Annotated in this window: 15 protein-coding genes and 4 tRNA genes; 13 read left to right on the plus strand and 6 right to left on the minus strand. The window is 60.4% G+C overall.

The annotated features are described in order from the left end of the window. Positions 1-157 precede the first annotated feature (157 nt). Together QM996_RS05395 and QM996_RS05400 are read right to left on the minus strand one after the other, a co-directional pair. A complete protein-coding gene (locus QM996_RS05395; RefSeq protein WP_500269602.1) occupies positions 158-646 on the minus strand; it encodes a hypothetical protein in 489 nt (162 codons plus the stop codon). A 151-nt stretch (positions 647-797) separates the two neighbouring features. Beyond that, positions 798-1571, minus strand: a complete 774-nt coding sequence (locus QM996_RS05400) for an NAD kinase (protein ID WP_500269603.1) — start codon at positions 1569-1571, stop codon at positions 798-800. Between the two features lie 157 nt (positions 1572-1728). On the opposite strand from QM996_RS05400, the gene QM996_RS05405 reads away from it, so the two are divergent. Beyond that, positions 1729-1804: transfer RNA gene (locus tag QM996_RS05405), tRNA-Thr, on the plus strand. 82 nt (positions 1805-1886) lie between these two features. Here the strand turns inward: QM996_RS05405 and QM996_RS05410 are convergent. Continuing rightward, on the minus strand, positions 1887-2828 hold the full coding sequence (locus tag QM996_RS05410; protein WP_500269604.1) for a LysR family transcriptional regulator: 942 nt from the start codon (positions 2826-2828) through the stop codon (positions 1887-1889). A gap of 137 nt (positions 2829-2965) precedes the next feature. Between QM996_RS05410 and QM996_RS05415 the strand changes: the two genes are divergently transcribed. Continuing rightward, positions 2966-3586: an FMN-dependent NADH-azoreductase gene (locus QM996_RS05415; protein ID WP_500269605.1), complete on the plus strand. Its 621-nt coding sequence runs from the start codon at positions 2966-2968 to the stop codon at positions 3584-3586. Positions 3587-3751: 165 nt separating this feature from the next. After that, positions 3752-4012 carry a hypothetical protein gene (locus QM996_RS05420; protein WP_500270257.1) on the plus strand — a complete coding sequence of 87 codons (261 nt, stop codon included), beginning with the start codon at positions 3752-3754 and terminating at the stop codon, positions 4010-4012. Here the strand turns inward: QM996_RS05420 and QM996_RS05425 are convergent. Beyond that, entirely contained in the window at positions 4002-4718 is a 717-nt protein-coding gene (locus QM996_RS05425) for an AprI/Inh family metalloprotease inhibitor (RefSeq protein ID WP_500269606.1), read from the minus strand. The two genes, QM996_RS05420 and QM996_RS05425, sit on opposite strands and share 11 nt — an antisense overlap. A 148-nt stretch (positions 4719-4866) precedes the next feature. Next, the gene (locus QM996_RS05430) at positions 4867-5742 is read right to left on the minus strand and encodes a TrmH family RNA methyltransferase (protein WP_500269607.1); all 876 of its coding nucleotides are present in this window, start codon (positions 5740-5742) and stop codon (positions 4867-4869) included. Between the two features lie 217 nt (positions 5743-5959). Here QM996_RS05430 and QM996_RS05435 point away from each other — a divergent pair. From QM996_RS05435 to tuf, 3 genes are all read left to right on the plus strand, one after another. After that, positions 5960-6044 (plus strand) — tRNA-Tyr (locus QM996_RS05435). A gap of 23 nt (positions 6045-6067) precedes the next feature. Then, positions 6068-6141: transfer RNA gene (locus QM996_RS05440), tRNA-Gly, on the plus strand. Between the two features lie 274 nt (positions 6142-6415). Beyond that, positions 6416-7591, plus strand: coding sequence for an elongation factor Tu (tuf, locus tag QM996_RS05445; protein WP_336174473.1), 1176 nt, complete (start codon positions 6416-6418; stop codon positions 7589-7591). A 19-nt stretch (positions 7592-7610) separates the two neighbouring features. On the opposite strand, the gene QM996_RS05450 is transcribed toward tuf, so the two are convergent. Then, positions 7611-8138 carry a GrpB family protein gene (locus tag QM996_RS05450; protein ID WP_500269608.1) on the minus strand — a complete coding sequence of 176 codons (528 nt, stop codon included), beginning with the start codon at positions 8136-8138 and terminating at the stop codon, positions 7611-7613. 253 nt (positions 8139-8391) lie between these two features. Between QM996_RS05450 and QM996_RS05455 the strand changes: the two genes are divergently transcribed. From QM996_RS05455 to rplL, 7 genes are all read left to right on the plus strand, one after another. Next, positions 8392-8467, plus strand: a tRNA-Trp gene (locus QM996_RS05455). Between the two features lie 198 nt (positions 8468-8665). Next, entirely contained in the window at positions 8666-8866 is a 201-nt protein-coding gene (gene secE, locus QM996_RS05460) for a preprotein translocase subunit SecE (RefSeq protein WP_173516242.1), read from the plus strand. A gap of 16 nt (positions 8867-8882) precedes the next feature. Then, positions 8883-9413 (plus strand): transcription termination/antitermination protein NusG, encoded by a 531-nt coding sequence (nusG, locus tag QM996_RS05465; RefSeq protein WP_034795476.1) that lies wholly within the window; start codon positions 8883-8885, stop codon positions 9411-9413. A 208-nt stretch (positions 9414-9621) separates the two neighbouring features. Then, positions 9622-10053, plus strand: a complete 432-nt coding sequence (gene rplK / locus QM996_RS05470) for a 50S ribosomal protein L11 (RefSeq protein WP_500269609.1) — start codon at positions 9622-9624, stop codon at positions 10051-10053. Between the two features lie 4 nt (positions 10054-10057). Next, positions 10058-10756, plus strand: a complete 699-nt coding sequence (rplA, locus tag QM996_RS05475) for a 50S ribosomal protein L1 (protein WP_247961097.1) — start codon at positions 10058-10060, stop codon at positions 10754-10756. A gap of 332 nt (positions 10757-11088) precedes the next feature. After that, positions 11089-11607: a 50S ribosomal protein L10 gene (gene rplJ, locus QM996_RS05480; RefSeq protein WP_104668466.1), complete on the plus strand. Its 519-nt coding sequence runs from the start codon at positions 11089-11091 to the stop codon at positions 11605-11607. A 58-nt stretch (positions 11608-11665) separates the two neighbouring features. Continuing rightward, positions 11666-12049 carry a 50S ribosomal protein L7/L12 gene (rplL, locus tag QM996_RS05485; protein WP_173516246.1) on the plus strand — a complete coding sequence of 128 codons (384 nt, stop codon included), beginning with the start codon at positions 11666-11668 and terminating at the stop codon, positions 12047-12049. Positions 12050-12200 lie beyond the last annotated feature (151 nt).

Here is a 12200-nt window from a genome sequence, read left to right on the forward strand (position 1 = left end):
CGCAAAAGTGCGCAGCGGTTTTGCGATAGCGACATGCGATATCAAGAACTTAAAGCGCAAGGAGCGAATCTGAAAGATCGCGACCGGCTTTAAGCATCGCGGCGAGAGTTCTGGAGTTGAAGAAGGCCGGGTGTTCGCTTCCGGCCTTTTCGTTTGCTCAGTTCGAGGCGCGCTCGATCTTGATGTCGCCGAGATCGTCGATGAGCACGGTCCAGCTCTCCGGTTCGCGCGCGCTCGGATCGGTCTTCAGATAGACGGTCGCGAACATGCCCGGCTGCGCGGTGACGCCGGTCGAGGTCTCCGGGCGAATATCGGTGACATAGGCCTTGAGCGCCGAGAACTCTTCGAGTTCCGCCGAGGAAACCACCACGGGTCCGGCTGGTGTCGCTTCGATTTGCTGCAGGTGGACCTGTGCCGTGCCATCCGCTTGGCGAAGCGCAATCAGTTTGTAGTAGCCGCGCCGGGCGTCGCCTTGCTTCTCGGCGGCCGCATTGGGGTCGAGTAACGAAAGCGGCTCTCCGCTTTCCTCCCAATAGCCGGTGCTGGTCACAAAGGTTACCTGCGGCGGCACGACGTTGGCGTCCTCGGCCTTGGCGCCGGCGCTGCTCACGAATAGGAGAAGCGCGAGGAGGGCGGATCTTTGCATTTGGGGTTGTCGTCCTTTCAAGCCGCTCCGCGGCCGCTTCGCTCCTACAGCGCCGCGCGTCTTATCAGATGTGCAAAGGTCGCTGTAGCATTTTGAGCGGTCGCAAGCCGGTCCATGGAGGATCATACCATATCGCGCGGAAAACGTGCGCTCAGTTCGAGAATTGCTCGGCCAGGATGCGGTCCGACCAGGAATGGTCGGGATCCGATAGGATGCGCGCCGTCATGTTTTCCGATTCGGCGATCCGCACCTTGACCACCGATTTTACTTCCTGGTGGTCCGCCACCGCGTTGACCGGCCGCTTGTCGGCTTCGAGGATTTCGATCTCGACGGTCACATGGTTCGGCAGCAGCGCACCGCGCCAGCGCCGCGGACGGAAGGCGCTGACCGGCGTCATCGCGAGAAGCGGCGCCTCGAGCGGCAGGATCGGGCCATGGGCGGAGAGGTTGTAAGCCGTCGATCCGGCGGGCGTCGCCACCAGCAATCCGTCACAGGTCAGTTCCTCGAGCCGCGTCTTGCCGTCGATGACGACGCGCAGCTTCGCGGCCTGGTAGGATTGGCGGAAGAGATAGACCTCGTTGATCGCAAGCGCCGTGAAGCTCTCGCCATAGACATCGGTCGTCTGCATCTCCAGGGGATGGAACGCGTTTTCGACCGCCTGACAGATGCGATCCGTCAGGTTCTCGGTGCTGTAGCGGTTCATCAGGAAGCCGACGGACCCGCGGTTCATGCCGTAGACCAGCTTGCCGCTGTTCATGGTCTGGTGCAGCGTCTGCAGCATGAAGCCATCGCCGCCGAGCGCCACGATCACGTCGGCCTTTGCCGGATCGTGATCACCATAGATCGCCTTGAGATCAGCCGCAGCCTTTTGCGCCTCCTCCGCAGAAGAGGCGATGAAGGCGAAGGAATTGAACGTTCGGGCCATGAAACTCTAGTCCGTTCGATGCGTTGCGTGCCGCTTACGGCGTTCTCTCACCCCCGTTTCTGGCATGGCCGGCAACCGAACGCATCTGAAAAATTGGGAGAATTCGCAAATTTGCTTTACACCGCGCGAGATTATGGTAACTCCGACCGCTGAAAGTGCCCTTATAGCTCAGTTGGTAGAGCGGCTGATTTGTAATCAGTAGGTCGGGAGTTCGAGTCTCTCTGGGGGCACCACGCCATCCTTTTTGCTGAAATCGTTCGCTTTTTACCGTGGGGCCGCATTCGGATTTTGAGATGCGGGCGGCCGCGCGCGACGTCAGATGTCGAACGAGGGGGCCATCCGCACCGGAACCTCGCGGCATTTCTGCAAGGCGTTGAGGAGATTTTCGGCGAGGTAGTCGATCAGCGCCCGGGTTGCCGGCAGCATGCCCTGGCGGGACGGGAAGACGAGATGCACGACGACGTCGTTCGAGGTCCACTCCGGTAGCACCGGTACCAAGACGCCTGCACGGAAGGCGCGTTCGCAGATATGGTCCGGCAGCAGCGCCACGCCCATGCCCTCGATCGCGGCACGTTCGAGAATGATGAAGTCGCTGCAGCCGATGATCGGGCGGTGGGTGATCTCCGTCGCGTTTCCGTCCGCCGAGATGAGCCGCCAGACATCGGTCGGATGCTGTTCGTTCATCGACAGCGTCGCCTGCTGGCTGAGATTGTCGATCGTGATCTCGCCCGCGCGGGCAAGGAACGTCGGGCTGGCGGCGAGCCGCTCGCGCACTTCGCCGAACTTGCGGATGATCAGCTGATTGTCGGTATCGAGCTGGCCGCGGGCGCGAAGCGCCACGTCGATCCGTTCCTCGATGAGGTCAATGCGCCGGTTGGTGGCGGTGATCAGCAGCCGGACGCCGGGATAGCGCCGGTGAAACGCCGGAAGGATATCGGCGAGCATGGGCGTGAATCCGAGCGGGCAGGCGAGCCTGACGGTGCCGGAGGGCTCGGCCCGAACGGCCGCGATTTCGGCTTCGGCGGCAGCAACACCGTCGAGCAGCCCCTGGCAATGTTCGTAGAACACGCGGCCGATGTCGGTGACGCGCAGCTTGCGGGTCGAGCGCTCGAGAAGGCGCACGCCGAGCTGCTCCTCAAGGCGGGCCACATGTTTGCTGAGTTTGGATTTGGGTATGTTGAGGTCACGTGCGGCAGCGCTGAAGCCGTTGTTTCGCACCACGGCGGCAAAAAGCCCGAGGTCGTTTAGATCCTGCATTGTCCTGTCTCCGAAGTGCGGATGCTTGGGATGATTGTTTCCGTCTGGAAACAGTATGTCAAATATCCACTGGCTTATCGGGTGATTGTTTTCCCCTCATATGTGGACCACCGCAACGCAAACACAAAGGTGTTCCCATGAATGTTCTTCATATCGACTCCGGTATCCTCGGTGATCACTCGGTTTCCCGCCGCCTGACGGCCGCACTCGCTGCTCAGGTCAAGGCAGACCGCCCGGATGCAACGGTGACCTATCGTGACCTCGCCGCCAGCTCGCTCCCGCACCTGACCGGCGCCCAGATCATGGCTCCCGCAGATCTCGCAGGCGTGGACGCCGACCTTGCCGCCGACGTCAAGCTTGGCCGCGACATGCTCGAAGAATTCCTGGCTGCTGACACGATCATCATCGGCGCGCCGATGTACAACTTCGGTATTCCGAGCCAGCTGAAGGCCTGGATCGACCGCATCGCCGTCTCCGGCAAGACTTTCCGTTACACCGAAAGTGGTCCGGAAGGCCTCGCCAAGGGTAAGAAGATCATCGTCGCCTCGACCCGCGGCGGTCACTACTCCGCCGGTCCGGCTGCCGTGATGGACCACCAGGAATCCTACCTGAAGACGGTCTTCGGTTTCCTGGGCGTCACGGATGTCGAGTTCGTCCGCGCCGAAGGCCTGAACCTCAGCGCCGACTCCAAGCAGTTCGCGATCGCCGAAGCCGAAAAGACCATTGCCGAGGGCAATGTGCTTCGCCTGGCGAGCTAAAAATAAAGATGGGTTCAGCGGATCACGGCGGTGATCCGGTGGAGGGGCCTCGGCCCTGCTTGCGGACGGTGCCGGTTGCGAATGCAGCCGGCATTGTCCGTTTTCGTCTATTACGATTTGCTTTATATTGCCTTCATGATGAACGGGCGGACGATCCTTTGGGGCATGACCGCTACGGTGGCCCTTTTGCTCGCCGCCGAAGCCGCCCTTGCCGCGCCGCCGGATCATGGCTGCACCTGCCGCAACCGCGATGGTTCGAAATATGAACTTGGGCAGATTGCCTGCGTGCGCGTCGACGGCAACGCCTATCTCGCGCGCTGCGAGATGAACCTCAATGTCACCACCTGGAAGAAGTTGCGCGACGGCTGTCCGACGGCCGGGATGAGCACGCCTCCAGACCTCACGCGGCAATCGGTCAGTTTCTGACGAGGAGCAGCGGCTTGCCGCCTTCGTTCCGGTCTTTCTCGAATCCGGAAGCCGTGGCCGTGAAGGCGAGCGAACTGCCGCCGTCTCCCATCAGGGTTATGCCAAGGCCGTTTGCTGTCCAGCTCCGCAGTTTCAGTTTTCTGACGGCGCCTTCGCAAGGTTCCTCCACGGACAGCCCGAGATTGCCGTCATTGTCGGCGGTCCCCGTGAAGCTCACCTGGCAGACGGCGCTTCCGTCCGGACGTTTCATCTGCCATGCGCCTTTCATATTGGCCGGCGCCGGCAGATGCGAGATGCCGTCCACCGCAGGTACGAGCGCCAGCAGAGGCCCGTTCTCGCCGTTTGTCTGGAGAGGGGATCCCTCGCTCTCTTCAAAGCGGGCGTGAACCTTTCGCAGGACGTCGATCAGCAACAGGCCACCACTCCCGTCGAAATTCCAGGCGGCGACGTCGGCAAGGATTGGCAAGCTTTTGGCGCAGCCCTCGGCTCCGGCAACGGCGTAGCCGCCGATCGCCTCGTCCGCGGTGAATGTGAGCGTGCATCCGTCGGCGCCATCGAGCGGCGCGACCAGATAATCGCCCGTCTGCGCCGCGATGATGGCGGGATCGATGTCGCCGGCCGCGGAGGCGGTGTGCGGACCGAGGCAGACCGCAGTCAAAACCAGCAGCTGAAACATGGAAATGCGTGACGCCAGTGCGATGACCATGGAAGTTCTCCGATCCCAACGATGCGGAGATTTCCACAGGCCCAAGAACGCGTCAATGCGCGGCCTTCGGTGTCGCTGCGCTGAGCCTTGGGCAATGCGACCGCCCGCATGGTCGTCGCGATGGGGCGGTCGGCTTTGCCTGGAGATCTCAGCGGTTCAGGAACTGACGCGCAGCATACATGGCGATCGCCGCCGCGTTCGATACGTTCAGCGACTTGATCGCGCCGGGCATGTCGAGCCGGGCAAGGTCCGTCACGATCGAACGGGTCTTCTGCCGCAGCCCCTTGCCCTCGGAACCGAGAACGAGCGCGACCTTCTCACCGCTGAATGTACCCTCGAGCGGCTGCGGTCCTTCTGAATCGAGGCCGATCGTCTGGAAGCCCAGCCGATGGAGTTCCTCGATCGCATCCGCAAGATTGGTGATCTGGATATAGGGAATCATCTCCAGCGCGCCTGAGGCGGATTTCGCGAGCACGCCCGATTCGGTCGGGCTATGGCGCATGGTGGTGATCAGCGCGCCGGCGTCGAAGGCGACGGCGGAGCGCATGATGGCACCGACATTGTGCGGATCGGTCACCTGGTCGAGGACGAGAATCAGGGGGCAGTCGCGAAGCGCTTCGAGCTTGCGGTGCGGCAAGGGGCGCGTTTCGAGCATAACGCCCTGGTGGATCGCATCAGGGCCGAGGATCTTGTCGAGATCCTGCGGCGTCACGGTCTCGACCGGGAAGGGCAGGGCCGACAGTTCGCCGAGGTCCAGCCGGGCAGCAGCGTTCTGCGTAACGCTGAGGCGAACGACTTGGCGCGCCGGATTGTCGAGGGCGGCGCGAACCGTGTGCAGGCCGTAGAGCAGGACCTGCTCCGGCGCGAGTTGCGGCGGCTTCCAGTCGGCCGGCGCCTTGCGGCGCTTCTCCTGTTTTGGCGTTGGGATTTCGCCACGTTCCCGCCTGGCGTCGCGGTGGGCGCGCCTGAGGTTGGCGTAATGGGTGTCCTTGGCGCTCTTGTCGCCGGTGCGATCTTTGCTCATGGGCGTCTTATAGAGAGGTTGCAGGCGGGGCGAAATGGTTTTCCGTAAGCGGTCCGGAATTGTCGCTGTGGAGAAATTCAGAAATTTTCCATTGAGCCGTGTTGACAGGACGAAAGAGGGCAGTCATATACCCGGCCACAGATCGAGAGCGGCAACGACAAGTCGCTGGTTGTCTCGCGATCTCAAATGCTTGGTCGAAAGATCCCGACAGAATAATGGAGGGATGCCCGAGTGGTTAAAGGGGACGGACTGTAAATCCGTTGGCTCAGCCTACGTTGGTTCAAATCCAACTCCCTCCACCATTCTGCTTCTGGATCGAAGGCCCGCGGGTATAGCTCAATGGTAGAGCAGCAGCCTTCCAAGCTGAATACGCGGGTTCGATTCCCGCTACCCGCTCCAGCCGCGAACTTTCTCCAAATCCCCACTTAAATCGACGCTTCAGCGCCTCGTGATAAACCATTGTTTATCTTGCTTGGCTGGCGATCTGTGATTCGCAGATACCCACTCTTGCGTCGGCGCTTCACCGTTCTTACATTTCGATAGGAAAAGGCCGTCGGCGACCGGTCCGGGCGTACGCAATTAAGTCTTGCGCAAATCCACTGAAACCCTTAAACGGCTCCACAAACCGGCCCTGCCGGCTGATCATTCATACTTGACCACAGGAAACGTACCCATGGCAAAGAGCAAATTTGAGCGCAACAAGCCGCACGTTAACATTGGCACGATTGGCCACGTTGACCATGGCAAGACGTCGCTGACGGCAGCGATCACGAAGTACTTCGGCGAGTTCAAGGCGTATGACCAAATCGACGCCGCTCCGGAAGAAAAGGCCCGTGGTATCACGATTTCGACGGCGCACGTTGAGTATGAGACGCCGAACCGTCACTACGCTCACGTTGACTGCCCCGGCCACGCCGACTACGTCAAGAACATGATCACCGGTGCGGCGCAGATGGACGGCGCGATCCTGGTTTGCTCGGCCGCTGACGGCCCGATGCCGCAGACCCGCGAGCACATCCTGCTGGCCCGCCAGGTCGGCGTTCCGGCGATCGTCGTGTTCCTGAACAAGGTCGACCAGGTTGACGACGCCGAGCTTCTCGAGCTCGTCGAGCTGGAAGTTCGCGAACTTCTGTCGTCCTACGAATTCCCGGGCGACGACATTCCGATCATCAAGGGCTCGGCGCTTGCTGCTCTGGAAGATTCGGACAAGAAGATCGGCGAAGACGCGATCCGCGAGCTGATGGCAGCGGTTGACGCCTACATCCCGACGCCGGAGCGTCCGATCGACCAGCCGTTCCTGATGCCGATCGAAGACGTGTTCTCGATCTCGGGCCGCGGTACGGTTGTGACCGGTCGCGTTGAGCGCGGCATCGTCAAGGTCGGTGAAGAAATCGAAATCGTCGGCATCCGTCCGACGACGAAGACGACCTGCACGGGCGTTGAAATGTTCCGCAAGCTGCTCGACCAGGGCCAGGCCGGCGACAACATCGGTGCGCTGCTGCGCGGTGTCGACCGCAACGGCGTCGAGCGTGGCCAGATCCTGTGCAAGCCGGGTTCGGTCAAGCCGCACAAGAAGTTCAAGGCCGAAGCCTACATCCTGACGAAGGAAGAAGGCGGTCGTCATACGCCGTTCTTCACGAACTATCGTCCGCAGTTCTACTTCCGCACGACGGACGTGACGGGCATCGTGACGCTGCCGGAAGGCACGGAAATGGTTATGCCGGGCGACAACGTCACGGTTGACGTCGAGCTGATCGTTCCGATCGCGATGGAAGAAAAGCTGCGCTTCGCGATCCGCGAAGGCGGTCGTACCGTCGGCGCCGGCATCGTTGCCTCGATCGTCGAGTAATCCCTAGGGTTACAGTTCTTCAGAGGGCCCCGCTGGCGACAGCGGGGCCCTTTTTCGTTGCCACCAGTGTCAGGACTTCATTTACGAAGCCGTGCTTCCCATTCGTGTAGATATCCCAGTCACCCTTCGCCTCATTTGCGAGCCGCCGTTTCAGCGTCTCGTAGCGGCGGGCGAGATCCTTGTGCTCGCGGAGCGCATCGCGGAGGCGTACCGCATGCGCGGCGTTGTCGGTTCCGCAGAGATAGAGCCGTGTGCCGCAGGGGCGAGTATCGGCGGTGAACGTCCAGAGGCCGTCTGCGTACGGATCGCCGTGAAAGGTGTAGCCGGCGCTACGAAGGCGCGCGCCGAGCTCCGGCAGCATCCTTTGATCCGAGACGACGACATCGATATCGATCTTCGGCTTCGCCGCCAGGCCCGGTACTGCCGTGCTGCCGATGTGGTGGATCTCGCTGACGAAAGGGGAGAGCAGGGTGGTTACGGCCACGGCTCGTTCTTCGAAGAGCGATGGCCAGCAGGGATCGTATTCGACCAACGTGATGCGCGACATTGATTCGGCTCCGGCCAATTGCCGGCAGGGTAGCGGCTCCTTTGGTTCTGCGCCTGTGGAAAATTCCGATTGGCTCGGCAATGACTTGCGCCCGTTGGTGCAGTACCAAAGCCGCCAGGGGAGGTGTCGTCTCAATCCGATGAGGATTTTTTTGCTTCTTCGGTGAAAGATGCTTGTCATCCTCCGGCAAACTGAATATGAAGCCGCTGACTTGAGGCGGTGACGCGTCGTTAGACGAAAGGCGCCGCTGAATAGGGGTATAGCTCAGTTGGTAGAGCGGCGGTCTCCAAAACCGCAGGTCGGGGGTTCGAGCCCCTCTGCCCCTGCCATTCTCCTCGACACTTGCATAAAGGTTGAGGGTTCGGCAGAGTAAGTTTAAGGGCCGGTTACCCGGCTGGTGAAATTCACAAAAAAGACTGATTGGCTCTTGTGGTTTTCAGAATCGGTCTTTATGTAGGGTCCAAACAGACACGCGGTGCGTGGGGCTGAATCATCGGCTTTACGCGCCGTAATGGCGTGAGCATTACATGGCATCCAAAACGAATCCGGTAACGTTTCTGCAGCAGGTTCGCTCTGAGACGTCGAAAGTGACTTGGCCCTCTCGGCGCGAGACGATGATCTCGACGCTGATGGTTTTTGTCATGGTCTTTTTTGCCGCCGCCTTCTTCTTTGCTGCGGACCAGTTGATGGGATGGCTGATCGGCCTCGTCCTCAACGTTGGCGCTTGATTGGGTGGAGGGTAGCATGGCTGCGCGCTGGTACATTGTTCACGCCTATTCGAACTTCGAAAAGAAGGTCGCTGAATCGATCGAGGAAAAGGCCAAGCAGAAGGGTCTCGAGCATCTGTTCGAGAAGATTCTCGTGCCGACCGAGAAGGTTGTCGAAGTGCGTCGTGGCCGCAAGGTCGACGCCGAGCGCAAGTTCTTCCCGGGCTACGTTCTGGTTCGCGCCAACCTGACAGATGAGGCATTCCACCTTATCAAGAATACGCCGAAGGTGACGGGTTTCCTCGGTACCGACAGCAAGCCGGTTCCGATTCCGGATCATGAGGCTGAGCGCATTCTCGGTCAGGTCCAGGACGGCGTCGAGCGTCCGAAGCCGTCGGTTTCGTTCGAGATCGGCGAGCAGGTTCGCGTCTCCGACGGTCCGTTCGCCTCGTTCAACGGCGTCGTTCAGGACGTCGACGAAGAGCGTTCGCGCCTCAAGGTCGAGGTGTCGATCTTCGGTCGCGCGACGCCGGTCGAACTGGAATACGGTCAGGTCGAGAAGGTCTGAGAAGATCTCAAGAGATAGGGCGGGTCACGACCCGTTCTGGCGGAGAAATCCGCATGCGCGTGGAAGGAAGCTGGCCTTAGCCGGGTCGGATGTTCCGCACCACGCAACCGCAGCCGCCGATCCCCGTGGTCGGCAAAAGCCGGGAAACCGGCGCAATCGATCCTTGGAGCGATCCGTCGCGAGAGGATTTTAGAAAAGGCAGAGAGAAATGGCTAAGAAAGTTGCAGGCCAGCTCAAGCTGCAGGTGAAGGCTGGGTCGGCCAATCCGTCCCCGCCGATCGGTCCTGCGCTCGGTCAGCGTGGCATTAACATCATGGAATTCTGCAAGGCGTTCAACGCCGCCACGCAGGAAATGGAAAAGGGTATGCCGATCCCGGTCGTCATCACCTATTACCAGGACAAGTCCTTCACCTTCGTCATGAAGCAGCCGCCGGTCAGCTACTTCCTGAAGAAAGAAGCGAAGATCCAGTCCGGCTCGAAGACCCCGGGTAAGGGCACTTCGGCTGGCAAGCTCACCAAGGCTCAGATCAAGTCGATCGCCGAAGCCAAGATGAAGGATCTCAACGCTGCCGATATCGAAGGCGCAATGGCTATGGTCGAGGGCTCTGCCCGCGCTATGGGCCTGGAAGTGGTAGGCTAAGACCATGGCGAAGATTGCAAAGCGTGTACAGAAGTCCCGCGAGGGCATCGATCCGGCGAAGATCTACGGCCTCACCGAAGCCGTATCGCTGGTCAAGGAACGTGCGACCGCCAAGTTCGACGAGACCATCGAAGTCGCGATGAACCTCGGCGTTGACCCGCGCCATGCCGACCAGATGGTTCGTGGCGTTGTCAACCTGCCGAACGGCACCGGCCGCTCGGTTCGCGTCGCTGTTTTCGCCCGTGGCGCCAAGGCTGACGAAGCCAAGGCTGCCGGTGCTGACGTTGTCGGCGCGGAAGAACTCGTCGAAATCGTCCAGGGCGGCAAGATCGATTTCGATCGCTGCATCGCCACCCCGGACATGATGCCGCTCGTCGGTCGTCTCGGTAAGGTTCTCGGCCCGCGTGGCATGATGCCGAACCCGAAGGTCGGCACGGTTACGATGGACGTTGCTGGTGCCGTCAAGGCATCCAAGGGCGGCGCCGTCGAGTTCCGCGTCGAGAAGGCTGGTATCGTTCACGCCGGCGTTGGCAAGGCATCCTTCGATGCCAAGGCGCTGGAAGAAAACATCCGCGCTTTCGCTGACGCCGTAATCAAGGCGAAGCCGACCGGCGCCAAGGGCAACTACGTCAAGCGCGTCGCGATTTCGTCGACCATGGGCCCGGGTCTCAAGATCGACCCGGCCACGCTCAGCGTCGCCTAATTGTTTTCGGGCTTCGGCCCGGCACACAAATTCCCGGTCCTTCGGGGCCGGGAATTCCGGACGTCAAGTCCGGAACTCCTGTCCGAGATTGCGGGTGGTTTTACCTTAATCACTTCGGCCTGCATGAGACGGGTAAGATCTGAATTTCACCATGGCGCCGGAGGCGTCGAAATTCGGTTCGAACCTCGCTTGCCTTGTGTCAGACCCGGCTCTCCCGGGAACGCCAAGGGACAGGATCCTTAAGCGTTATCAGGGATCGAGCTCGATCTCGGGTGACAAAGGCAAACCCGGCAGGGGGGCATTATTGCAACCCTGTCAACTGGAGACAGACAGTGGAAAGAGCGGAAAAGCGCGAATTCGTCACGGAGCTGAACGAAGTCTTCAAGGCTTCCGGTTCGGTTGTCGTGGCCCACTATGCTGGTGTCACAGTTGCGCAGATGAACGACTTCCGTTCGAAGATGCGCGCTGCTGGCGGCACCGTCAAAGTCGCGAAAAACCGCCTGGCCAAGATCGCTCTTCAGGGCACCGAGTCGGAAGGGATGAGCAATCTCTTCAAGGGTCAGACGCTGATCGCATACAGCGAAGACCCGATCACGGCTCCTAAGGTTGTCATGGATTTCGCCAAGACCAACGACAAGCTCGTTGTTCTCGGTGGCGCCATGGGCACGACCACGCTCAACGCCGAAGCAGTCAAGTCGCTCGCGACCCTGCCTTCGCTCGACGAGCTGCGCGCAAAGCTGCTGGGCCTTCTCAATGCCCCGGCAACCCGCGTCGCAACGGTTGTTCAGGCACCGGCAAGCCAGCTTGCTCGCGTGTTCTCGGCCTATGCCAAGAAGGACGAAGCCGCCTAAGGCGGATTTTCGCTGCTGTATTTAAAACCAGTTCGAACCGAACAAAAGGAAAAGTAAAATGGCTGATCTCGCAAAGATCGTTGAAGACCTCTCCTCGCTCACCGTCCTGGAAGCTGCTGAGCTTTCCAAGATGCTCGAAGAGAAGTGGGGCGTTTCGGCTGCTGCTCCGGTAGCTGTTGCTGCTGCTGGCGGCGCTGCCGGCGGTGCTGCTGCTGCTGCTGAAGAAGAAAAGACCGAGTTTGACGTTATCCTCGTTGACGCTGGCGCCAACAAGATCAACGTCATCAAGGAAGTTCGCGGCATCACCGGCCTCGGCCTCAAGGAAGCCAAGGACCTGGTCGAAGGCGCTCCGAAGCCGGTCAAGGAAGCAGTTTCCAAGGCTGAAGCTGCTGACCTCAAGAAGAAGCTCGAAGAAGCTGGCGCCAAGGTTGACGTCAAGTAATTCGGCTACATGCAAGGGGAGGTGGCCTTTTCAGGCCGCCTCTCTTTGACCGTTTTTAGAACATATTACCCAAAAGCCTGTCGAAAAACGGCTTTTGGGTAATGGGTTCTTCAAGAGGATGGTCTCGAACGGAAGGCAGCACAGCAATCCG

Origin of the sequence: Sinorhizobium chiapasense, from assembly GCF_045277575.1 — a bacterium.
GTDB lineage: Bacteria > Pseudomonadota > Alphaproteobacteria > Rhizobiales > Rhizobiaceae > Ensifer > Ensifer chiapasense_A.

Bases quoted from the DNA above. Each gene is read 5' to 3' on its own strand.
- QM996_RS05395 (WP_500269602.1), bottom strand. From the start codon at position 646: ATGCAAAGATCCGCCCTCCTCGCGCTTCTCCTATTCGTGAGCAGCGCC.
- QM996_RS05400 (WP_500269603.1), bottom strand. From the start codon at position 1,571: ATGGCCCGAACGTTCAATTCCTTCGCCTTCATCGCCTCTTCTGCGGAG.
- QM996_RS05410 (WP_500269604.1), bottom strand. From the start codon at position 2,828: ATGCAGGATCTAAACGACCTCGGGCTTTTTGCCGCCGTGGTGCGAAAC.
- QM996_RS05415 (WP_500269605.1), top strand. From the start codon at position 2,966: ATGAATGTTCTTCATATCGACTCCGGTATCCTCGGTGATCACTCGGTT.
- QM996_RS05420 (WP_500270257.1), top strand. From the start codon at position 3,752: ATGACCGCTACGGTGGCCCTTTTGCTCGCCGCCGAAGCCGCCCTTGCC.
- QM996_RS05425 (WP_500269606.1), bottom strand. From the start codon at position 4,718: ATGGTCATCGCACTGGCGTCACGCATTTCCATGTTTCAGCTGCTGGTT.
- QM996_RS05430 (WP_500269607.1), bottom strand. From the start codon at position 5,742: ATGAGCAAAGATCGCACCGGCGACAAGAGCGCCAAGGACACCCATTAC.
- tuf (WP_336174473.1), top strand. From the start codon at position 6,416: ATGGCAAAGAGCAAATTTGAGCGCAACAAGCCGCACGTTAACATTGGC.
- QM996_RS05450 (WP_500269608.1), bottom strand. From the start codon at position 8,138: ATGTCGCGCATCACGTTGGTCGAATACGATCCCTGCTGGCCATCGCTC.
- secE (WP_173516242.1), top strand. From the start codon at position 8,666: ATGGCATCCAAAACGAATCCGGTAACGTTTCTGCAGCAGGTTCGCTCT.
- nusG (WP_034795476.1), top strand. From the start codon at position 8,883: ATGGCTGCGCGCTGGTACATTGTTCACGCCTATTCGAACTTCGAAAAG.
- rplK (WP_500269609.1), top strand. From the start codon at position 9,622: ATGGCTAAGAAAGTTGCAGGCCAGCTCAAGCTGCAGGTGAAGGCTGGG.
- rplA (WP_247961097.1), top strand. From the start codon at position 10,058: ATGGCGAAGATTGCAAAGCGTGTACAGAAGTCCCGCGAGGGCATCGAT.
- rplL (WP_173516246.1), top strand. From the start codon at position 11,666: ATGGCTGATCTCGCAAAGATCGTTGAAGACCTCTCCTCGCTCACCGTC.